Source organism: Ulvibacterium sp., assembly GCF_965248315.1.
Taxonomy (GTDB): Bacteria; Bacteroidota; Bacteroidia; order Flavobacteriales; family Flavobacteriaceae; genus Ulvibacterium.
In genome coordinates, this window is the sequence record NZ_CBDFIX010000002.1 from 1,087,315 (window position 1) to 1,108,726 (window position 21,412).

The 21,412-nt window shown below is 41.7% G+C and carries 19 protein-coding genes and 1 pseudogene; 9 read left to right on the forward strand and 11 right to left on the reverse strand.

From position 1 onward, the window contains the following. Positions 1 to 36: 36 nt before the first annotated feature. Positions 37 to 441: a hypothetical protein gene (locus tag ACP2AF_RS06165; RefSeq protein ID WP_425235361.1), complete on the reverse strand. Its 405-nt coding sequence runs from the start codon at positions 439 to 441 to the stop codon at positions 37 to 39. 11 nt (positions 442 to 452) lie between these two features. Continuing rightward, entirely contained in the window at positions 453 to 995 is a 543-nt protein-coding gene (locus ACP2AF_RS06170) for an RNA polymerase sigma factor (RefSeq protein WP_425235362.1), read from the reverse strand. Positions 996 to 1,141: 146 nt separating this feature from the next. Here ACP2AF_RS06170 and ACP2AF_RS06175 point away from each other — a divergent pair, with 146 nt between their 5' ends. Then, positions 1,142 to 2,116, forward strand: a complete 975-nt coding sequence (locus tag ACP2AF_RS06175; protein WP_425235363.1) for a polyprenyl synthetase family protein — start codon at positions 1,142 to 1,144, stop codon at positions 2,114 to 2,116. On the opposite strand, the gene ACP2AF_RS06180 is transcribed toward ACP2AF_RS06175, so the two are convergent. Together ACP2AF_RS06180 and ACP2AF_RS06185 are read right to left on the reverse strand one after the other, a co-directional pair. Then, on the reverse strand, positions 2,113 to 3,267 hold the full coding sequence (locus ACP2AF_RS06180; RefSeq protein ID WP_425235364.1) for a lycopene cyclase family protein: 1,155 nt from the start codon (positions 3,265 to 3,267) through the stop codon (positions 2,113 to 2,115). The two genes, ACP2AF_RS06175 and ACP2AF_RS06180, sit on opposite strands and share 4 nt — an antisense overlap. 96 nt (positions 3,268 to 3,363) lie before the next feature. Further along, on the reverse strand, positions 3,364 to 5,652 hold the full coding sequence (locus ACP2AF_RS06185; RefSeq protein WP_425235365.1) for a TonB-dependent receptor: 2,289 nt from the start codon (positions 5,650 to 5,652) through the stop codon (positions 3,364 to 3,366). An 80-nt stretch (positions 5,653 to 5,732) separates the two neighbouring features. On the opposite strand from ACP2AF_RS06185, the gene ACP2AF_RS06190 reads away from it, so the two are divergent. Together ACP2AF_RS06190 and ACP2AF_RS06195 are read left to right on the forward strand one after the other, a co-directional pair. Then, positions 5,733 to 6,389, forward strand: a complete 657-nt coding sequence (locus ACP2AF_RS06190) for a metal-dependent transcriptional regulator (RefSeq protein WP_425235366.1) — start codon at positions 5,733 to 5,735, stop codon at positions 6,387 to 6,389. Positions 6,390 to 6,391: 2 nt separating this feature from the next. After that, entirely contained in the window at positions 6,392 to 7,213 is an 822-nt protein-coding gene (locus tag ACP2AF_RS06195) for a ZIP family metal transporter (protein ID WP_425235367.1), read from the forward strand. Positions 7,214 to 7,217: 4 nt separating this feature from the next. Here the strand turns inward: ACP2AF_RS06195 and ACP2AF_RS06200 are convergent, their stop codons facing one another. The 3 genes and pseudogenes from ACP2AF_RS06200 to ACP2AF_RS06210 all read right to left on the reverse strand — a co-directional run bounded on the left by ACP2AF_RS06200 (position 7,218) and on the right by ACP2AF_RS06210 (position 13,176). Further along, the gene (locus ACP2AF_RS06200; protein ID WP_425235368.1) at positions 7,218 to 8,357 is read right to left on the reverse strand and encodes an efflux RND transporter periplasmic adaptor subunit; all 1,140 of its coding nucleotides are present in this window, start codon (positions 8,355 to 8,357) and stop codon (positions 7,218 to 7,220) included. A gap of 10 nt (positions 8,358 to 8,367) precedes the next feature. After that, positions 8,368 to 12,704, reverse strand: a pseudogene (locus ACP2AF_RS06205) (CusA/CzcA family heavy metal efflux RND transporter). Between the two features lie 73 nt (positions 12,705 to 12,777). After that, positions 12,778 to 13,176, reverse strand: coding sequence for a hypothetical protein (locus ACP2AF_RS06210; protein ID WP_425235369.1), 399 nt, complete (start codon positions 13,174 to 13,176; stop codon positions 12,778 to 12,780). Positions 13,177 to 13,384: 208 nt separating this feature from the next. On the opposite strand from ACP2AF_RS06210, the gene ACP2AF_RS06215 reads away from it, so the two are divergent. The 6 genes from ACP2AF_RS06215 (at position 13,385) to ACP2AF_RS06240 (ending at position 18,486) form a co-directional block, all read left to right on the forward strand. Next, positions 13,385 to 15,409, forward strand: a complete 2,025-nt coding sequence (locus tag ACP2AF_RS06215) for a S9 family peptidase (RefSeq protein WP_425235370.1) — start codon at positions 13,385 to 13,387, stop codon at positions 15,407 to 15,409. 181 nt (positions 15,410 to 15,590) lie between these two features. Next, on the forward strand, positions 15,591 to 16,043 hold the full coding sequence (locus ACP2AF_RS06220; protein WP_425235371.1) for a hypothetical protein: 453 nt from the start codon (positions 15,591 to 15,593) through the stop codon (positions 16,041 to 16,043). A 34-nt stretch (positions 16,044 to 16,077) separates the two neighbouring features. Then, entirely contained in the window at positions 16,078 to 16,485 is a 408-nt protein-coding gene (locus tag ACP2AF_RS06225; RefSeq protein WP_425235372.1) for a DUF2141 domain-containing protein, read from the forward strand. 123 nt (positions 16,486 to 16,608) lie between these two features. Next, complete coding sequence (locus ACP2AF_RS06230) at positions 16,609 to 17,190, forward strand: TetR/AcrR family transcriptional regulator (protein WP_425235373.1); 582 nt, start codon at positions 16,609 to 16,611, stop codon at positions 17,188 to 17,190. A gap of 50 nt (positions 17,191 to 17,240) precedes the next feature. Further along, positions 17,241 to 17,990, forward strand: coding sequence for an SDR family NAD(P)-dependent oxidoreductase (locus tag ACP2AF_RS06235; protein ID WP_425235374.1), 750 nt, complete (start codon positions 17,241 to 17,243; stop codon positions 17,988 to 17,990). 103 nt (positions 17,991 to 18,093) lie between these two features. Continuing rightward, entirely contained in the window at positions 18,094 to 18,486 is a 393-nt protein-coding gene (locus ACP2AF_RS06240) for a DUF423 domain-containing protein (RefSeq protein ID WP_425235375.1), read from the forward strand. Between the two features lie 28 nt (positions 18,487 to 18,514). Here the strand turns inward: ACP2AF_RS06240 and ACP2AF_RS06245 are convergent, their stop codons facing one another. From ACP2AF_RS06245 to ACP2AF_RS06260, 4 genes are read right to left on the reverse strand one after another with little or no spacing between them, the layout of a single operon-like run. Further along, positions 18,515 to 19,225 (reverse strand): hypothetical protein, encoded by a 711-nt coding sequence (locus ACP2AF_RS06245; protein WP_425235376.1) that lies wholly within the window; start codon positions 19,223 to 19,225, stop codon positions 18,515 to 18,517. Positions 19,226 to 19,244: 19 nt separating this feature from the next. Then, positions 19,245 to 19,997 (reverse strand): DUF4097 family beta strand repeat-containing protein, encoded by a 753-nt coding sequence (locus tag ACP2AF_RS06250; RefSeq protein WP_425235377.1) that lies wholly within the window; start codon positions 19,995 to 19,997, stop codon positions 19,245 to 19,247. A gap of 44 nt (positions 19,998 to 20,041) precedes the next feature. Beyond that, on the reverse strand, positions 20,042 to 20,836 hold the full coding sequence (locus tag ACP2AF_RS06255; protein ID WP_425235378.1) for a HEAT repeat domain-containing protein: 795 nt from the start codon (positions 20,834 to 20,836) through the stop codon (positions 20,042 to 20,044). Positions 20,837 to 20,838: 2 nt separating this feature from the next. Then, on the reverse strand, positions 20,839 to 21,360 hold the full coding sequence (locus tag ACP2AF_RS06260; RefSeq protein ID WP_425235379.1) for an RNA polymerase sigma factor: 522 nt from the start codon (positions 21,358 to 21,360) through the stop codon (positions 20,839 to 20,841). Positions 21,361 to 21,412: the final 52 nt, after the last annotated feature.

Below are 21,412 nucleotides of genomic sequence, written 5' to 3' on the forward strand. Positions count from 1 at the left end.
GGTTTTGCAATTATTTAACATTGCCACTGACAGATATCATTGTTCTTCTCGTTTTTTTCGCTCCACATATTCCTTATAGGCATTTTCACCTTCCTCCTTCCAGTAGCTGTCATAATACTTCCATTCTGAAAAATCGTTTTTTGAACTTCGGCAATTTCCGGATTTCCAGCTTTTTCTGGATTTTGATTTACTTCCTGAATGATGGCCTCCAAAGCTTCCAAATAGAATTTTGGCCAACGCAAGAATTCCAACGGCTTGCCAATAGGTAATCTGTGTTAGACCGAAAATATCCGGCATAAGCCAATTCCAGAGCCACATGATTACATACCCGAAGAGAAATACAAAGACTATTGCGGCTATGATTGCGAAAAATATTTTGAATGCTTTGGTGATTTTTTTTTCAACCCTGGTCTTTACGACGCGTTCTAAATGATCTTCCATTTTTTCAAATTTTAATTATTGTTATTTTTTTCTGATTTTAATTGTGTTAATAATAATGCTAGGGCGCGATGGCGTCTAGACATTAATGTTCCTTGGGGGACACCGGTTTCATCGGATAGTTCCCTATAACTGTAGCCCTCAAAATCAACGGCGAGTAAAATGTCGCGGTAATCCGGTTTTAAATTGAAAATTGCCCGCTTCAATTCATTTTTCATATGGTCGGAATACGCATTATCCGTTTTGCCATAGAACACTTCGGCAAACTCAATAAATCGATCTTCTATTTCGCTTTCCAGATGCTTTTCGGACTTCTTGGTCCGCATCAGGTCAATAATCTTGTTTCGTATCGAATTATAGACAAAGCCCGCTATGTTCTCAATCGGCGAAAGACTATCGGCCCTGGAAAATAGCTTAAGGGCAACGTCCTGCACGATATCCTCCGCATCCCTATCCGCAGCATTATCTATTCGCGATCTTACGTAGAATCTCAGCGAATGATATTCGTCGTTGAAAAAGGTTTTTAATTTAGTATAGTTTTCGGTATTCGAAACCATTCGAAAGTGAGTTATTGGAAAACTTCAATTATATAGACGTAGGTTTTCAAATCTATTGCACTTTATTTTACTCAATTCACTACTATTTGCATTGTCCACCGCTCAAAATGTTGGCAATAGGTGTATTTTTGGAGAAATTTGTTACAATGCAGTCCATAGAATTCTATCGTTCCGAGTTCATTTCGTATTTAGAAAAGAGAGTAAAGGCTCAGGAACCCAGAAACCTATATGAACCTATTACCTATATTCTGAATTTGGAGGGGAAACGTTTGCGACCTGTATTGGTGCTCATGACCGCCGAAATCTTTGGAGTTGATTATAAAAAGGCGTTGGATGCCGCTCTTTCCGTTGAAGTTTTTCATAATTTTTCATTGGTGCATGATGATATCATGGACCGGGCCCCGTTGCGAAGGGGTAAACCCTCGGTACATGAAAAATGGAATGTAAACACCGGAATCTTGTCGGGTGATGCCATGCTCATTGTGGCTTACCAGTTGTTTGAAAATTACGAGGATCCTATGTTCCGGAATTTAGCGAAACTTTTTAGTAAAACGGCATTGGAAGTATGTGAAGGCCAGCAATACGATATGGATTTTGAGGAGAGAGAGGACGTAACCATTTCCGAATACTTAAAGATGATAGAGTATAAGACAGCGGTACTGGTCGCGGCAACTTTGAAAATGGGTGCTATCGTGGCCGAAGCTCCTTCGGATGCCCAGGATGCGGTTTATGATTTTGGACTTAATCTGGGTATCGCTTTTCAAATAAAGGACGATTTTTTGGATGCTTTTGGTGATTCGGAGACCTTTGGCAAGCAAGTTGGCGGCGATATCATCGAAAACAAAAAAACCTTCTTATACCTCAAAGCATTGGATTTAGGCACACCTGAACAAAAAAAAGAGTTACTGGACCTATACTCCATTAAACCTGAAGACCCATCGGCCAAAATCAATTCCATTAAGGATATTTTTACCGATACCGGAGCGGCGAAAAGCACAGAAGCGGAAATAGGTCATTATACCCAAAAAGCTTTTGATAGTCTGAAAATGTTAGATATTTCTGCCGACAAAAAAGCCCCATTACAAGAATTTGGCGAAAACCTGATGCGCCGGAAGGTCTAGAACAATCGCTTAAGCAGTGCCTTGGTAAAGGGGATTTTTGGACTTCCCCAAATATTGCCCAAGTCTTCCCAAAAATTGGTTTCCTCATCCAGGAACTTAAAGACTTGTTGGGGCGTTCTGTTTTTGAAGAGAGCTTCAAATACCTCAAACCCAATGGCATTATTTTTCTTTAGTACATCCAGAAACAGTAGATCATAATACCAAAATCGGTTCTTAAAACTCAAGTTGATCAACGGCTTACCGGTTTTTAGGAATTCCACCAAAACAGGAATCTTCTTGGACGTGCTCATAAATGTATAACCCGTACTGGGTTTGGCCCATCCGCCCGCCGTGCCGATATGGTATGTCTTAAGGGTGTTATGTTCACTAAAATCATAACAGGTCATGGGAATGCTGCCTTTTTCCGTTTCCATAATCTCAAAATCTGTACTCTTAAGCTTGTGTTCCAGATAGTGTTCTATGGCAACTTCATATTCATCCTCGGAAAGTAAATCCTCCGAGAATAGGGTGTACTCCACTAAAGCTTCCGTTTTGGAGAAAGGGAGAACGTACATAAATCGGGTATTCCCTTTTTGCGGAACCGAAAAATCCATATAGGTGGCCTGATCTATATCAAAAATAGGACGAGCAGTTTTTACGAACCATCCAAGGAAATGTTGTTGGAGCACAGGATACTTTTTTTGGCCAGCAATCATTTGGTAGTCAAATATACTGTTGAAAACCTGCTTCCCTTTGTATTCCGATTTTTCCGTAACAACGGTAGCGGTACTGGAATCCTCCTTGATGATGGACACGTTTTCTTGTCTAAATGTAATATTGGAACAGCTTGAAATCCGATTCAGATAGGTAGTGTAAAAATCAATACCCCTAAGCATTTTATAGGAATAGGGTGCGATAGGGAACTTTTGGGAAAATTGTTGCCCGGCGAAATAAATATGGTTCCAGGTTTTGTGTACAATATCATCGAAACATCCAGCTCCCTTTTCCCAAAAACACCAGGTGCGGTCGTTTGTTTTTTTGGCACCCTTGTCCAACAATAAAATCGATTTGTCCTGGAAAAAGGTGTCTTTTCCCATAGTCTCGGCCAGCATTAGACCTGCAGCTCCCGCTCCAATAATTATATAATCATATGGTGTGCTATCTTTTTGCAAATGCCGAATCTTGCCTTTAAAAGTAGGGAATATAGATTGTATTGCAATGCAAGGATTTCCTAAGCTTTTTTTAACGAGTGTTGTGGCGGGTGGTCATCAATCCAATCGATAGCGCATTCCAAAAAATCCCCGAATACCTTGATTGGGCCCATAGACATAGGTAGGATCAAAAGTCAATGCATTGGGGTTGTCCGCAGTGGCCACCACGTCACCGTTTCCATCAAAGGTTACGTTTCTGTCAAAAGGGTCGTTGGCCCTGGCAATAAGAAAAGGATTGCCACGGTTTGGAGTCCAGTCCAATAAGTTTTTGATACCCCCATAAATCTCAAAATCTTTCAAACCCTTGTAGGTGAATTGAATATTCTGGATACTCCATGTAGGAGAAAATTCCTGTCTAGGATCCAAATCGCCCAAAAAGGGCAAGCGCATGGGGCCATATAAATTTCCGGTATAATCCACACTTAGGTGAAGTGATCGAAAATCATAGGAAACGTTCCAGGTACCTGTATAACTTTCTGTCAGGATTTGCCGTTGGGTAATCCCGTCTTCGGTATTACTCACATCTTGCAAGGTGGCGCCGATGAGCACTTTAAGGCCTATAGGGAAAACTACATCTACATTTGCACTTATACCTTGGGAAACGGACTTGCCATCTAGGTTATCATAAATAATCTGATTTGGATCCGTATCATAATCTGGAAGGATAACATTGCTGAAGTACGTATAGAATATCGAAGCATCCAAACCTATAAATGTCCCATTGTCCGCATAAATCTTTTTCATGTAGTTCAAATTGAAATTGACGGAACGTTCCGGTCTCAATTCTTCCGCAATGATTACCTCTCGGGCTCCCGTTAAGGCTGCATGATCTTCGGTAAACAAATTTACGACCCGAAACCCTGTTCCCGTATTAAAGCGTAGGATATCATTATCGCCCAATTTCCATTTATAGGCGGCTCTTGGGGTAAAGATATTCCCATGCCTGCTATCATAATCGTAGCGAAGTCCGAGAAGAAGATTGTGTTTTTGTGCCAATTGAATTTCGTCTTGGGCAAAAAGACTGGGAATAAAGACTTCATCCGGTTCATTATTTCTCAAGTTAGCCGTAGCAGGAGTATTGTCATCATAGTAATTGTAGCGAATGGCACTTCCGAATAATAAGTCATGTTTTCCAACAGCCTTGTCCCATGTTAGCTGGGAGAAACCGATACGCTGATCAGCTAAATAAGGCATATCACCATATACAGAGTTTTGGTTGTGATCATTGTAGGAGAACGATAGCAATAACTTTTCTTTAAAAGGCAGCTGATACTTACCTAAAACCTCCCACCTGCGTGTATAGATGCTTTCACCGTAGATTTCATCCCCACCGCGAAATTCCGGTGTCCATTGCATTTCACCACCCCAGCGGTCTTCATAAAAAAAGCGACCGGCAAGGGAAAGAATGCGGTTTTCCGAGCGTCTGAAATTCCATTTTTGAAAAATGGAGATGCGATCTTGAAGGGTCACATCCGTAAAATTGTCACCATTGTTATCTATTGGGGTATCATAGTTGAAATAGTTGATGCCCAGAAGCATATCAGTTTTTGTGCCGAACTCAATTTTGGCGCCTACATCCAGATTGTACTCACCCCAACCTGTCGCAAAACCATCCGCAAAAAAGTCGGGCGCTTCCAAGGTATTTTTCGTAATAACATTTATCAGTCCGCCAACCGCCTCGCTACCATATAAACTTGAGGCAGGGCCCTTAACGATTTCTATTTGATCAATGAGCGAATTGGGAATTCCAGAAAGTCCGTATACCGTGCCCAATCCACTTACAATGGGCATGCCATCGATCAAGACAAGGGTATAGGGCCCTTCTAATCCATTTATATGAATGTCTCCGGTATTACAAACATTACAATTTATTTGCGGTCTAACGCCATTTACATTTTGTAGTGCCTCAAAAATACTGGCCGTCGGATTTTTTTTCAGAAAAGTAGGACTGTAAACTTCCACAGGCACCGGACTTTCCAGTCGGCTTACTGGTTTTAGCGTACCAGTAACCACCATTTCATCCAACTGTTCTGAAGATTCCATCAAATGTATAGGAAGATTTTTGATTTGATTTGGTGATAAAGATACTCGTGTAATAAAGGGTAGGTATCCAATGGCAGTGGCCCGTACTTCATAGTTCCCTGGAGGAATACCTTGTAATGTATAGGCACCCATATCATCCGCCGATGTGCCCAGGGTAGTATTCCTCAAATGAATATTGACAAAAGGAACAGCTTCTCCATTGGAACTCGTCGTACCGGTTAGAATAGCATTCTGCCCATACACACAAAATGTACAAAGTGCAAAGAAAGACCAGGAAGCTAAGTAAGCATATCTGTTTTTCATCACAGTAAATTAAAATTTAGACAAAACTAAAAATTTGTTTTTACATATAAAAATGTATTTTTGTATAAAATGAAATTTAAGTGACACTTTCCGAAGAAGATTATATTAAGGCCATTTATCATCTAGGTAAGGGAGAACGTAAAAGCGTTTCTACCAACGCCATAGCGGAACAAATGGAAACCAAACCTTCTTCCGTAACGGATATGATCAAAAAACTTTCTGAAAAAGGATTGGTCAACTACAAAAAATATAAAGGAGTGTCCTTAACGGAATTTGGTACCAAAACGGCGTTGACCTTGGTTCGAAAACATCGTCTTTGGGAGGTGTTTTTAGTGGAAAAGCTAGACTTTTCATGGGATGAGGTACACGAAGTAGCCGAGCAGTTGGAGCATGTAAAAAGCGAAAAGCTGGTGGATCAACTGGACAAACATTTAGGGTATCCCCAAGTGGATCCCCATGGTGATCCCATACCTTCAAAAGAAGGTGAATTCAAAAAGGCGGTCAAAAAACTGTTAAGCGAAGTACCCATAGGTGCGGAAGGGATATGTGTGGGAGTAAAAGATTCTACACCGCCCTTTTTAAAGTTTTTGGATAAAAACAGTATTGCCTTGGGTGATGCTATACAAGTTTTGGACAAGGAAGAATTTGACGGTTCGCTGCACCTAAAAATAAAGGGTAAGGATATTCATATTTCCGAGCAAATTGCAGCCAACCTCTATATTAAAATTACGGAATAACTATGCAACAGGTAATCGATTATTTTGAATCTATAAATCCGATTTTGGCAGCGCTTTATGCCACTTTGTTTACCTGGGGCCTTACCGCATGTGGTGCTGCCCTGGTATTTTTATTTAAAGGAATGAACAGGGCTCTTTTGGACGGCATGCTCGGCTTTACGGGAGGGGTCATGGTCGCTGCGAGTTTTTGGAGTCTTTTGGCACCTGGGATAGAGATGAGCCCAGGCGAGGGTTTTGTTAAAGTTGTTCCCGCGGCCATTGGTTTTTTATTAGGGGCCATTTTTATTTATGGATTGGATAAAATATTGCCCCATTTACACATAAATTTTAAGGAAAGTGAAGCTGAAGGCGTTAAGACCCCTTGGCACCGGACTACTTTGCTTACCTTGGCGATTACTTTGCACAACATTCCCGAGGGTTTGGCCGTAGGGGTCCTTTTTGGAGGTGTTGCCGCTGGTTTTGAAGGAGCAAGTATCGGAGGGGCCGTGGCACTGGCCTTGGGTATAGGACTACAGAATTTCCCTGAGGGTTTTGCCGTGGCCATGCCATTGCGTAGGCAAGGCCTAAGTCGCTATAAAAGTTTTCTCTATGGTCAGGCTTCTGCTATCGTTGAGCCTATAGCCGGGGTTTTAGGAGCATGGGCGGTATTGACCTTCCAGCCCATCTTACCCTATGCCCTTTCCTTCGCGGCAGGGGCTATGATATTTGTTGTCGTTGAGGAGGTAATTCCCGAAACACAACAGGATAAGTATACCGATATTGCCACCATGGGTTTCATCGGTGGTTTTATCATTATGATGACCTTGGACGTAGGGTTGGGATAAAACCTCATTCCCCAATTAACCCAAAAGTACCTTTAGTCAAAAACCGGTGGTTGGCATCCAATTTTTCCGCATTCTTAATAGCGATGTAATTTGCATAGGTTTGCCCGGTTTGTACTTCCAGTTTCCTGAATTGATAATTGCCGTCGTTTTCGGAAACAAGAAGAAGCACATAGGCTTTGTCATCAATAGTTACAACGGCCTCAGAGGGTAGTGCAGTTGCCCGGACCCGATCCGTAACAATATCTGCCTCCACGAACATTCCCATTAGAAACCTGTTCTCCTTCTCGTTCTTTAGATGCGCATGGACTTGAATTGTACGATTCTCATTAATGGTCGTCCCCACCAAATATACTTCCGCTTCAAAAGTCTTGTCAGAAGCTTCAGGAATTCTAAAGCGTATGGGCTGCCCTTTTTCCACTTGCATAATGTCCTTTTCAAAAGCGGCCAATTCCAGATGAATATGTTCATTGTTTACAATTTCCAAAATAGGGGAAGAAGGAGATACGTAGGCCCCTTTGGATACCCATACCTTGGTGACACTTCCCGAAATAGGAGCGTATAATGATGCGGTTGTGGTGATATTGCCATTTTCCACTTCCTTTGGGGAAATATTCAATAATTGTAATTGTTTTTGTAACCCATTATATTGGGCCTGGGCGGTTTTAAATTCACTTTCTGTCCTTAGATAGTTTTTTTGTGACGAAATTTTTTCTTCAAAAAGGATTTTGTGTCGATCGTATTCGGATTTTAGATAGGTTAATCGCTCTTTTACTTCCAGATACTCTTGCTGTAGGGCAATAAATTCGGGATTTTCCAAGGTAACCAAAAGCTGACCTTTGTTTACCCTGTCTCCAATCAAAAGTGGAGTTTTTTTGATATACCCCCCCATCATCGCATTTATCACCGCCATGTTCTCCGGAGGGACATCTATTCTACCGTTGGTACTTACGGTTATTGGAAAGGGTTTTTCCTCCAAATGGCCCAACATCATCCCGTTTTCCTCAAATTGTTCCAAGGTAATGACAAGTTCGTCAACGGGAGTTTCCGTATGAACCTCGGAAGACGTATTAATTTTACTTTCACCGCAGGCCAAGACGTTTAAGAGTAATAGGATTATGGCATATGTATAAGATGAACGTTTCATAGGTGGAATTTTAAAGGTTTAGGTAATTAAGTTCAATGATTGTTTGGTTGAGTTGGTTAAGGCTATTCAGATAATCCAATTGTATTTCGTAGCCATTTTCAAGGCTTAGGATATATTGGAAAAAATCGATTTCCCCATTTTTAAAACTCAATTCGGCCGTCTTTAAAAGTTCTTCGGAGAGCTGGGTTCCTTCCTTTTCGTAGTATTCAAAAGCCTTTGCATGTGCACGATATTGGGCCATGAGCTCATCATAACGCGCGTTGAACCGAATTTTATAGTCTTTTGACTTCTCTTCGGCTATCTCCTCGGCTATCTTACTGGATTTTATTCGGGCCGATTGTCCACTAAAGAAAAGGGGAATCTTTAGACCCAATTGATACCCGTGCAGCGTACCGGTAAGATTAGGCGTGGTACCTTGAAAGTAGTTAAGACCGATATCCGGCAACAATTGTTGTTTGGCCAGGCTACGTTCCGCCTGCATTAAGGTGATATTGCTTTCATAAAACTTTAGTTCCGGGCTTTGTACAAGTTCGGGGAAAGCAAAACAACTTGGTTCATTGGTATTTCGGCGATAGGGGGCAAAGTGTCTACCTGAGCAATTTTCATCAAATTGGTACGGGCCGCGGCAATTTCCTGGATGGCCTGTTCCAAACGAATACTCATCTGCCGTTTTTTGGACTGTGCGGTAATCTTCTCCAAATAATTGGTTTCTCCCAGTTCAAAACGCCGCTGTGCCATTCGGGAAGAATTTCGGTAGAGGCTGTCCAATCTTTTAAAAATGGCCTCCTTTTCCTCGGCGTATAAATATGTGTAATATGCGGCGACCACTTCTCGTTTTACCGCTTTTTGTGCTATCTCGTAATTGTTGTCCGTCATTAGGGCCCGAGCCTCGTTCCGTCGCTTTTTCGCAAAATATACTGTTGGGAACAGAAAATCTTGTCGTATCCCAAAAACACGAAGAGGCTCGTTCGTTAAGGTAAGGTTGTTTTCGTCATATTGATAATAGACCTCGGTCTTATCAAAATCGAAAGCACTGGATACCAAAGCATCGGATTGGCCAACATTTAATTTAGCCGCTTTTAGACCTGAATTATTTTCCAGGGCGATAGATATCAATTCCTCTAATACTAACGGTCGCTCCTGCGCTTTTGTCATTAGAGGGAGTAGGAATCCAAAGAGCAATACGGGTATTGTTTTGTTTTTCTTCATCCATTTTTTTGGCAACCTTTTTTTTGGATTGTCAAAAATGATGTAAAGTACAGGTAGGACCACCAAGGTCAATAATGTGGCCGTGACCAGGCCCCCAATGACCACTGTGGCCAAAGGCCGTTGTACCTCTGCACCGGCACTGGTGGATACCGCCATAGGCAAAAAACCCAAGGCCGCTGCCGAGGCAGTAAGCAAGACTGCACGTAATCTGTCCTTTGTTCCTTGTTTTACGAGTGCTTCCATGGTTTCAAAAGATTGTTGTCCGAGTTCCTTAAAATGTTCCAATAGTACAATACCGTTGAGTACGGCAATTCCAAAAAGTGCAATAAATCCCACCCCGGCCGAAATGCTAAAAGGCATATCCCTTAGCCATAGCAGTAGTACACCGCCCACTGCTGCCAAGGGGATGGCAGAAAAGATGAGCAAAGCTTCCCTGGCAGATTTAAAAGCGAAATATAACAGAATGAAAATCAACAATAAAGCTATGGGGACGGCTACCCAAAGTCGCGCTTTCGCACTTTGTAGGTTCTGGAACTGCCCTCCATAGGTTACGAAGTATCCAACAGGTAATCGCAAATTTTCATCGATTAATTGGCGTACATCTTTTACTACGGATTGTAAATCCCTGTTGCGAACATTAATGCCTACCACAATACGCCTTCTTGTATCGTCCCTGGAGATTTTGGCGGCTCCTTTTTGATGGCTGATATCGGCCAATTCCCTTAAAGGAATTTTTCCACCAGAAGGTAGATCTACATATAGATTTTTAAGATTATCTATGTCCTGCCTTTGGTTTTTGTTCAACCGTACCACAAGCTGAAACCGCTTTTCCCCTTCATAAACATTACCTACATTTCTGCCCGCAAAACCCATGGCCACCATAGCGTTAAGGTCTACAATATTAAGTCCGTAGCGTGCTATTTTGGCTCTATCGTAGGTGACGTTCATCTGTGGAAGGCCCACTATTTTTTCCACGGAAATATCGGCCGCTCCTTCTACATCTTCTATGAGTTCCTTTATCTCGTTACCCTTTTTGCTAAGGACATCCAAGTCTTCCCCAAAGATTTTAATGGCAATATCCGCCCTCACCCCGGTGATAAGTTCATTGAATCGCATTTCTATGGGTTGGGTAAACTCTACTTCCATTTCTGGAATTACAGCAAGAGCTTCCTTGAACCTTTCGGCCAATCCGTCCTTGGTCTTGGCAGAAACCCATTCACTTTTTGGTTTTAGGACAATGATAACGTCACTCTCCTCCATGGACATAGGATCCGTAGGAACTTCCGCTGCACCTATACGGGTCACTACCTGTGCTACTTCGGAGAAATTCTCCAGTAGTATTTTTTCGATCTGGGTCGTGGTTTCCACGGTCTTTTCCAACGAAGTGCCTGTTTTTAAAACGGGCTGTATCACAAAATCACCCTCGTCCAAGGTGGGAACAAATTCCCCTCCCATAGAACTAAATAATATTCCTGACATTACCAATAGCATTCCAGAAATACCAAGAACCCATTTTTTGCTCCTTAAGGCCCAATCGATGATTGGCCCGTATCCTCTTTGCAACCTATTCATAAGCCGAACAGAAATATTTTTTTCGGAGACCTTGGATGACCTTAAGAAAAGTGTTGCCGCCACGGGGACATAGGTAAAGCATAAGACAATGGCGCCGATAAGCGCAAAGCTGAAGGTAAGCGCCATAGGTTTGAACATTTTGCCTTCCACTCCACTCAGGGAAAGGATTGGGATAAAGACAATAAGGATGATAAGCTGTCCAAAAATGGCGGAATTCATCATTTTGGAAGCACTGTTGATTGTAATGTTATCCCTTTTTTCTTGCTGTTCCACTTTGGAAAGTGGACTCAATTGTGAACGCTGCCGGTTAACTTGGAAAGCAATGAATTCAACAATAATTACTGCCCCATCGATAATAATCCCAAAATCGATGGCACCAAGGCTCATCAGATTGGCATCTACTCCAAAAAGGTACATGAGGGAAAGGGCGAAAAACAAACTTAATGGGATTACAGAGGCTACTACAAATCCCGATCGTAGATTGCCCAGGAGCAATACCACCACAAAAATAACGATAAGGCAACCTAGGGTCAGATTTTCGACTACCGTAAAGGTGGTTTTGGAAATAAGCTCGCTACGGTCTAGAAAGGCATTGATATAGACACCTTCGGGGAGTGTTTTGGAAATAGTGGCTACCCGTTCCTTCACCGCATCAATAACTTTTTTGGAGTTGGCGTCCTTCAGCATCATCACCTGCCCCAATACCTTTTCGCCTTCACCGTTTCCGGTGATAGCACCAAAACGAGTAGCGTTACCATACCCTACCTCTGCAATATCCTTGATATAAACCGGGATACCGTTTCTATTTTTTACAACGATATTTCCAATATCCGTTAAGGAAGCTGCAAGTCCTTCGCCTCGAATGAAATAGGCTTGATCGGTCTTTTCAATATATCCACCACCTGCCACGCTGTTGTTTTTTTCCAAAGCCGTAAAAACCTCTCGTGCATCAATATTCATGGCATTGAGTTTTTCGGTATTGAGGGCCACCTCGTACTGTTTTAAGAAACCGCCCCATGTATTTATCTCTACTACGCCAGGTATGCCCGAGAGTTGACGCTTTACCACCCAATCCTGAATGGTTCTGAGGTCAGTTACCGAATATTGGTCTTCATAGCCTTCCCTTATGTCCAGGATATATTGATAGATTTCGCCAAGGCCCGTGCTAATGGGGCCCATTTCTGGTGTGCCGAAACCTGTGGGAATTTTTTCAGAGGCCGACTTTATTTTTTCGGCAATGAGTTGACGGGGTAAATACGTGCCCATAGCATCCTCAAAAACAATGGTCACCACGGAAAGTCCAAATTTGGATATGGAACGGATTTCCTTAACTCCGGGAAGGTTGGCCATTTCCAACTCTACCGGATAGGTAATGAACTGCTCCATATCCTGGGTAGAGAGGTTACGCGATGTTGTAATGACCTGTACCTGGTTGTTGGTAATATCGGGAACGGCACCAATAGGTATTTGGGTCAAGGAATACAGCCCAAAACAGATAACGAAGAGTGTGGAAAGAAGAACAATAAACTTATTATGTATACTTAATTTGATGATGCGCGATAACATAATCCATAGAATAAAGGTTGATGGCAAACTAATATGAAATGGCCCGCCTAAAAATGATGAATATCAGTATGGATTATATGTCTCTGGGCGGTTGGAAGAGTCCATCTCCAAGTAGGGGAGAATAAGAATCGGTATAATGGAAATTTCCAGTATCACGGGATGCTATTTCCACATGTGAAGTATAGAGTGCCGGGTCGTTCAGGACAAAGGCCGAAAATGACAAAGAATGGCAATGGTGTTGGAAAGGAAGCTCCTCATGTTCCTTTTTTTCCTCCTGATGCTTTTGGTTGTGCTCAGCTTTAAGTTCCCCATAGTGTTTGGAGAGAAAGACCCAAAAGCTATCTCCATATTCCTCAGCATGAAATTGCGCATGTTCAATGAGCTCATCCAATTCTACCAAATCGTTAATGTGGATATTAAAGCTCTGAAAAAGAATGAGCAAGGAGGTCGTTATGGAAATAAGTTTTGTCATCTTTTGGCTTCTTAAAGATACAATTTTATAAAGAGGTGCGAAAGGAATTGGAATTCTCTTTTCAATTTAGGAGGAGTCTATATTAGATTTGAAAACTAAGTGTGTTCTGTTTCTAAATGTCTTTTTTACCTTGAATAACAAAGCCCATAAAGGCTTGCTAATCTAACCTCTTTACGCTATTTTCATAAAGAATTCAAATCGTTTTCCCATGCTAAGATTCCTTTTTTCACTTTTTCTCCTATTCCTATGGCAACCTATAAAGGCTCAAAAGAAGAATTTCTCCTATATCGATATTTTTGATCTCCAATATGTTTCCGATGCACAGATTTCTCCCGATGGGAATTGGGTGGTCTACCGAAGAATGGCCTTTGATATCATGAAGGATAAAGTTTCGGGAAATCTTTGGATGATAAAGACCGATGGTTCAAAACATCAAAAATTAACATCACGGGAGGTTAGCGAATCCAATCCACGCTGGTCCCCCCAAGGAGATCGCCTGGCCTTTGTAAGCAGTACAAACGAAGGATCGGAGATTTATATCCACTGGATAGCTTCGGGCAAAATCGCCAAGGTAACACAACTTCCCTTTAACCCTAGTGCCTTAACATGGTCACCTAATGGCCAACAGCTCGCTTTTTCCATGAACGTTGAAAAAGAGCCGCCCGTTTTAGCCAAAATGCCTAAAAAACCTAAGGATGCCAAGTGGGCCGAGAAACCTAGAATCACAGATAGGCTGTATCATGAGGCGGACGGTCGGGGTTACATTGATCCGGGTTTCAATCATATTTTTATGATTCCTGCAGATGGTGGTGCTCCAAGACAATTGACTTCTGGGGATTTTCACCATAGAGGAACCCTTTCCTGGTCCAAGGATGGACAACGTATATATTTTTCAGGGAATAGGAACAAAGATTGGGAATACGACTTTAGAAATAGTGAGATTTATTCGGTTGGGGTTTATGATGGGCAAATCAAAGCATTAACGGATAGGGATGGGCCGGATGGCCATCCGAAGGTTTCCCCGGATGGGACAAAAATAGCTTATATAAGTGTTGAGGATAAGAGGCAGGCCTATCAAGTACGTAAGGTTCATATTATGAACAAGGATGGCAGCGATCAAAAGGAAATCTCCCAAGATTTGGATAGGACGGTTTCGGATTTGGTTTGGGACTCCAAGGGGAACGGCCTTTATTTTTCCTATGACGATAAAGGAAATACCAAAATTGGCCATATTAACCTAAACGGGAAGGTTGCCAAATTAGCAGATAATATGGGGGGTACCTCCATTGGTAGGCCCTATGCAGGAGGGTCTTTCAGTGTATCTGAAAATGGGACCATCGCCTTTACCCAAACCCGGCCGGAATATCCTTCCGAATTGGCAGTTTTGAAATCCAAGGCAAAAACTCCTGCAAGGATAACTTCCCTTAATAAGGCGTTGCTCGATTTTAGGAATTTGGGAAAGGTGGAGGAAATCTGGTATGCCTCCAGTTTTGACCAACGGGATATACAGGGATGGGTGGTATATCCTCCCAATTACGATGCTTCTAAAAAATATCCATTCCTGGTCGAAAATCATGGAGGCCCTATTTTAAATTATGGAGATCGTTTTTCGGCCGAAATGCAATTGTACGCTGCCGCGGGGTATATTGTTTTTTATCCAAACCCTCGGGGGAGTACCGGTTATGGCGAGGAATTTGCCAATTTGTTGTATCGTAATTATCCTGGAGAGGATTATAATGACGTCATGGACGGAGTGGATTATTGTATCCAAAAAGGAATTGCCCATGAGGACCAGCTTTTTGTTACAGGAGGTAGTGCCGGAGGAATTATGTCAGCTTGGATGATAGGCAAGAACAATCGTTTTGAGGCGGCCGTGGTGGCCAAACCTGTCATGAATTGGATCAGTAAAACGCTGGTCGCCGATAATTATTTCCGTTATGCCAACAGCCGTTACCCGGGACAACCTTGGGAAAGTTTTGAGACTTACTGGAAGTTTTCCCCGATTTCATTGGTCGGCAATGTAGAGACGCCGACCATGGTTCTGGTAGGAATGGACGATTTGCGAACGCCACCTAGTGAGGCCAAGCAGTTGTACCATGCCCTAAAATTGCGAAAAATTCCAACCGTTTTGGTAGAAATACCAAATGCCAGTCATGGCATTGCCAATAAGCCAAGCAATTTGATTACCAAGATAGCGCATACCCTGGCGTGGTTTCAGAAATATCGAAAATAGTATTGAAAACCAATGTTGAGTATGGAGCTAGTTGCACGGTTGATTCTTGGATTTGCCATTATTTAGATGACCCAATACTGCGTAACACAATGACTCCTTTCTACCTAAGAATATAATTTAGGGGGATCGAAAATTTTTATTCACCTTGATCGTTTGTAATTTAGGGACCGCAAGCGACGACATGGGAACAAAAAAAAGACATGGGTTTTGGAACGTATTGGTAGTAATTACCGTTATCATCTGTCTGCTGGCTCTTACGTCCCATTATAAAAATTGGATCAGGACCAATGCCAACGATATCCAAATACTCTCTGGATTTTACTACAACAAAGTGGATTTTTCAGAGCTTGACAGTGTAGTGATGGTAGAAAAAATCCCACCTATGGAACGTCTTAATGGATTTTCTGCCTTGGAAAAGGAAAAAGGTGTGTTCCGAGAGTTCAAGGACTCCCTAACAGACAAAAAAGTGTACGTATATGTAGATCATTTTCCCAACCCTAAGATAAAATTGGTATATAGGGATTCGCTTAGGCTTTTCATGAATTTAAGGGATTCTTTGGAAAATGAAAAAATGTACCTTTTTCTAAAGAACAAAAAGGACAGCTTACCCCTACAATTTTCATCTAAAAAGTGAGTTTATAAGCATTGGACTTCCTATTTTTGAACCTATGAAAAAAAGGTTTTTACTTTTTCTACTAGTACCAATGTTTGGCTTGGCTCAAAATAGGCTTTCTATATCCATAGAAGGCGTAAAAACATCGAATGGCAAAATTAGTGTGGCCATTTATGCCAATGAAAACGGCTTTCTGGAGTTTGAAGGGGTATTTAAGTTTGATAGTACCAAAGCCCAAAAAGGCACAACCGAACTTTCCATTGAGAGCCTTCCACCAGGTAAATATGCCGTGGCCATTTTCCATGATGAGAATGGCAATGATGTTCTTGATCGTAACTGGCTGGGCATACCCAAGGAAAAGATAGGTTTTTCCAATGCCAAAATGAAAACCTTCGGTCCTCCAAGTTTTACGGAATGCGCATTTGAGCTGCGGTCCGACAAGGAAATCACTGTTATACTCTAGTGAATTGTAGTGGGACTGCCCTTCCACTTCTAAGTTGGTTTTTTGTAGTGCAGATTAAAAATTTGTTAAATAGTTTTCTGAAACGATTGTTCCAATATATATTTGACCATCCAAAAATTTAAAATGCCAAGGATAACAGAATTTGACAAGGAAAAGGTACTAAAGAGCGCCATGTATGTTTTTTGGGAAAAAGGTTATAACGGGACCTCCATGCAGGATTTGGTGGACGCTACCGGCCTAAATCGTTCCAGTATATACAATTCCTTTGGTTCAAAGTTGGCGCTTTATCAAACTACCTTGTCCTACTATCAAAAGGAATCGGGGGGAATGTTTCGAAAGGCCTTGGTGGAGGCTGGAAATCCCTTAGAGGCCATACAACTCATTTTTGAGGGGTTTTTGCCTGAGATATTAGGGGATGAAAAGGACAAGGGTTGCTTTGTTATGAATTGTAAGTCCGAGATGGGCAATCAAGACAGAGACCTAAAGAAATGGCTTTTGGATACACAGGAACATACACTTTCCACTTTTCAGGGCTTGATAAGGGATGGTCAGGAGCAGGGGATAATAAATAAGAAACAAGACTGTAGAAGTTATGCTTATTTTGTGTTCAATGCCTTCCAAGGCTTTAGAATGACAGGAATATTGATTAAGGATAAAAATGTGCTTCAACAGATTATAGATAACACGTTAAGAGTACTAGCGTAAATTTTTTTAACCTTTTTTGAAACGATTGTTTCAAAATAAATTTTAATACGATGAGTAAATTCAAGGACAAAGTAGTAGTGATTTCCGGAGGAAATTCCGGGATAGGTTTGGAGGCCGTTAAAGGTTTTTTAAGCGAGGGCGCCAAGGTGGTGTTTTCGGGAAGAAGAAAAGAAGCCCTGGATGAGGTAGCCAAGGACTTGGAAGGTGATTTCAAAGCAGTTCTAGCCGATCAATCCAAACCACGGGACAATGAAAAACTGATTCGAGAAGCCGTTGATTCCTATGGCAAAATTGATGTGCTCTTCGCAAATGCGGGGGTAGCCTTTTTTGCACCTGCGGATCAAATTGACGAAGATCATTTTGATTCCCAATTCGATATTAATATCAAGGGTCCTGCCTTCTTGACCAAGTATGCCATTCCCCATTTGAATGATGGAGGCAATATAATTTTCAATACGTCTATCGTGCATCAAAAAGGGTTTGAGGGTGCAGCGGTCTATAGCGCTACCAAAGGAGCTTTACGGGCTTACGCCCGGGTGCTGACCACAGAGCTCGCTCCACGTCAAATTCGTATTAATTCCATAGCTCCGGGACCGATTGCTACCCCAATTTATGACAAAATGGGAATGCCACAGGAAGTGGTTAGCGAAATGGGACAAGGTTTTGTCGAGGCAAATCCCTTAAAACGTTTCGGAAACCCCAAGGAAATAGCCGATGCCGTTTTGTTTCTAGCTTCTGAAGAGGCCAGTTATGTAAATGGAATAGAGTTGTCCGTTGATGGAGGGTTGAGCCAAATCTAATAGTATATTGACATAATAACTATTGCACTAAGCCAGTTGGAGAATTCTCCCAACTGGCTTTTTATAGTGTATCAATCCAATTCTCGAGCTATCTTTGCATCTTATGGAGACTATTCTGCTCGTTCAATTTATGGGAGCCCTATATGGTTTGTTAGCTGTTGTATTTGGTGCTTTTGGGGCACATGCCCTAAAGAAAACCTTTACGGAAGAACAATTGAAAAGCTTTGAAACTGGTGTTAAATATCAGATGTATCATGCAATTGTCTTAATCATATTGGGCTTTAATTCTGCATTCAATACCTCCTTGGAAAAAAATATGGCCTACTGCTTTATTTTGGGCACCTTTCTTTTTTCATTCAGTATTTACGGGCTTACATTGAGTACCTCCAAAGGGAAAAAGTGGCGCTTTTTGGGGCCCATCACGCCACTAGGAGGATTGTTGTTGGTATTGGGATGGGGTCTATTTTTGTACTCATTTGTGCAAAACCTGTTTTAGGAGCCAAATCTTTGTTTCACCATACGGGTTACAACCTTAAATACATATTTCCATTAATGGTATTCAGGCGCAAGCTGTTCCTGCCATTGGCGGTGCGACCGGAGATTTTCTGACCTACATGACGGTCGGTAGATTTGAACTTTAACTTTTCATCAGCATAAATATCCCCATGGATGGTCTCGGCAACCAAATTGGCATCGATCATTTTAAGGTCAATTTCCCCATTAATGGTACTTAGATCTAGTTCTCCGGCATATTTGGCAATTTCGATATCCCCATTGATAAGGTCAACCGTAAAATCGCCTTCAATAACCTCGGATTTTAGATGCCCATTGATGCTACTTATTTTGACCCTGGCATTTTTAGGGACATAGAGCACGTAATTGAATTCATATAAATCCCCCGTGTTATAGCAGTATCTTTTCCTGTTAGGACTATTTTTGATACAATCCTCACGGTAGGCCTTAAATACAGGTTCGGCTTCTGAAGTAATTGCAATTCGGGTATCGCTGGCGCTTATATCCAAATTGTAGAGATCCAGGAATTTTTCGTCTTCGGTATGAATCTCAGCTTTAAAATAGACCGAAGATTTATCCCATGACTTTACTTCTATCATAGAAGCGAATTTTACATCCACGTCTATATATTGATTTTTATAATCAATATTTTCTTCAATGATTTTCTGTGCACCGACCTGTAGGCTGATGATGCCTAATAATAAGACTACTGTTTTTTTCATGACTGTTCTATTTTTTTGATTATTCTTTCCTTAGATAAATATTTCCATTTGTGGTTTTCAATTTAACGTCCACTCCCCCGTTATTGACCGATCCCTTTACCTTTTTGGAGGCAATGGCCCTTAGACCGTCCTTATCCGGTAAGCTGATTTCAAAATTGGTATAAATGGACCCATTAACGGTACCTAGACTTAGGTCTGCAGGGGTATTTTCTGGCATTGTAATATCCAAAGCGCCATTGGTTGAATAAATACTTATGGGCGAATCCTGGCTTACTGTTGTAAATTGGACTTCTACTTCGCCGTTTAACGTATTGGCTGTCAAAGGCCCGCTTACATCCTCGACTCTAATGCCTCCGTTCAATTCTGCAGTAGCCTCTATCTCCCCCCGGAAACCGGAAATTCGAATATTGCCCTGCCAGTTGGTCCTAACGGAAATGTTTTGTTTTGCGGGCAAATAAATTTCTGCGCGTTCCGATTTTCTTAGGTTTCTTACCAAGAGGTTATTTCCTTCCTGGATAACATAAAACCCGACATCCGTATTGTCCGAACCGCTCTCCCCGACCAGGCGCAATCCTTTGGCCCTTTCGGGAATTTTATAGGAAGGCCCGCCCTTGATCAAAAGTTGGTCACTGGTGTGTGTTTTGACAACAATGTCATTTTTAGATTCAACTTTTACCCATTCGATTCCATTCAGGGATTTTGTGTAATCCTCTTGCGCCCACATTCCGGTGCAAATACAACTCAGTAAAAATGTGATTTTAAATAATTTCATGATGTTTCGTTTTTTGATGCTTCGACAAGGCTAAGCACTTGTGTTTATATAATACTTGGTAATAATGATTCAATTTGTTCCTTAACAAAGGGTTGGGTTTCGTCCTGTTGCATTAATTCTTTAAGCGGCATCACTGCCTTCTTTTCCTGAATGCGGACCAAAGTCTGGATGATTGTAATTTGTATTCCTGGATCCTTCTCCACTTTTAAAGCCTTTATGAAAGCATTTTTTACGATTTCCGAAGCTGTAAATTTTTCCAGGGCCTCGGCCGAGGCCATGCGTACATTAGTATTTTCATCATGTAGCATTCTATCGGTCAACGCTTTAACAATGCTTTCATCAGGATTTCCGAACTCGTCAATATAGTTGACCCCTTGAATACGCCTGCTGGCTGACTTACTCTCCATAAGGGAGAGCATGGCTGTTTGCCTTAATTCCAGGCCCTCGTTCTGCAAGGCAGCGATTTCGATGTGGGATTCCCGTTCCTGTTGATATTGCCCCAGTAGAAACGAGCCTACCAACATTGCAATACTGGCTGCTATTTTTAAGAAATTTCCCCAGCCTGATTTTATTGAAGATTCCTTGGAATTCAGGGGAACCACCTTGGCCACTTCGCGTTTTTCCTGCTCCAAAAGCTCTAGGAAATTGGCTTCTACCCAATTCGAGGGGATAGCCATTTCTTCATTTGCAAAGGCATCAAAAAGGGTTTTCAGTCGCTCCAATTCTTCCCTGCATTCGGGACATTCCTTTAAATAGGCCTCCACCTTTTGTTCTAGAACGGGATCCAAAACTCCATCAAGGTAGTCCGGAAGTAAGTCAATAACCTGCTTTTTGTCCATTGTTATAAATTTTCAAAATAGATTGTTTTCAATTTTTTTAGGGCCCGGCTCACCTTGGTCTTTACGGCTCCTTCCGTACTTTCGACTATGTTGGCCAATTCGGCATATTTTATCTCCTGAAACCGGTTTAGGATCAACAGTTCCCTATCCGAGGGATTGAGCTTATCCAAAGCTCTTTGTAAATGGGTATAGTCCTCTTTGGGTTCTTCATTTTCAATCAATCTATAGGAAACATCGTCTAAATCTTCATGGTTTGTTCGCGTTTTTTTTAGATGCTTCCTTAGACTATTTCTCGCAATGGTAAACATCCAGGAGACGAACCGGCCATTCTTATAGGATGCCCTATACCGCATTATGTTATAAAAGACCTCTTGTGTAACATCTTCACTCAACATCCTATCCCTACACATCTTGTATAGAAAATTATATACATGAAGGTGATGTCTTTTAAAAAGTATCTTCAACAGGTCCAGGTCCCCTTGGGCTACCTTGGCCATAATAATCTCGTCTGTTTGCTCTTTCAAAAGAGAAAGTCTTTAGGTGACATTCAATACTATATAGCAGGAAAAATACAAA

Excerpts from the sequence above, each read along its gene's own strand:
- ACP2AF_RS06165 (WP_425235361.1), bottom strand. The coding sequence starts at position 441 with ATGGAAGATCATTTAGAACGCGTCGTAAAGACCAGGGTTGAAAAAAAA.
- ACP2AF_RS06170 (WP_425235362.1), bottom strand. The coding sequence starts at position 995 with ATGGTTTCGAATACCGAAAACTATACTAAATTAAAAACCTTTTTCAAC.
- ACP2AF_RS06175 (WP_425235363.1), top strand. The coding sequence starts at position 1,142 with ATGCAGTCCATAGAATTCTATCGTTCCGAGTTCATTTCGTATTTAGAA.
- ACP2AF_RS06185 (WP_425235365.1), bottom strand. The coding sequence starts at position 5,652 with ATGAAAAACAGATATGCTTACTTAGCTTCCTGGTCTTTCTTTGCACTT.
- ACP2AF_RS06195 (WP_425235367.1), top strand. The coding sequence starts at position 6,392 with ATGCAACAGGTAATCGATTATTTTGAATCTATAAATCCGATTTTGGCA.
- ACP2AF_RS06200 (WP_425235368.1), bottom strand. The coding sequence starts at position 8,357 with ATGAAACGTTCATCTTATACATATGCCATAATCCTATTACTCTTAAAC.
- ACP2AF_RS06210 (WP_425235369.1), bottom strand. The coding sequence starts at position 13,176 with ATGACAAAACTTATTTCCATAACGACCTCCTTGCTCATTCTTTTTCAG.
- ACP2AF_RS06215 (WP_425235370.1), top strand. The coding sequence starts at position 13,385 with ATGCTAAGATTCCTTTTTTCACTTTTTCTCCTATTCCTATGGCAACCT.
- ACP2AF_RS06220 (WP_425235371.1), top strand. The coding sequence starts at position 15,591 with ATGGGAACAAAAAAAAGACATGGGTTTTGGAACGTATTGGTAGTAATT.
- ACP2AF_RS06225 (WP_425235372.1), top strand. The coding sequence starts at position 16,078 with ATGAAAAAAAGGTTTTTACTTTTTCTACTAGTACCAATGTTTGGCTTG.
- ACP2AF_RS06230 (WP_425235373.1), top strand. The coding sequence starts at position 16,609 with ATGCCAAGGATAACAGAATTTGACAAGGAAAAGGTACTAAAGAGCGCC.
- ACP2AF_RS06235 (WP_425235374.1), top strand. The coding sequence starts at position 17,241 with ATGAGTAAATTCAAGGACAAAGTAGTAGTGATTTCCGGAGGAAATTCC.
- ACP2AF_RS06240 (WP_425235375.1), top strand. The coding sequence starts at position 18,094 with ATGGAGACTATTCTGCTCGTTCAATTTATGGGAGCCCTATATGGTTTG.
- ACP2AF_RS06245 (WP_425235376.1), bottom strand. The coding sequence starts at position 19,225 with ATGAAAAAAACAGTAGTCTTATTATTAGGCATCATCAGCCTACAGGTC.
- ACP2AF_RS06250 (WP_425235377.1), bottom strand. The coding sequence starts at position 19,997 with ATGAAATTATTTAAAATCACATTTTTACTGAGTTGTATTTGCACCGGA.
- ACP2AF_RS06255 (WP_425235378.1), bottom strand. The coding sequence starts at position 20,836 with ATGGACAAAAAGCAGGTTATTGACTTACTTCCGGACTACCTTGATGGA.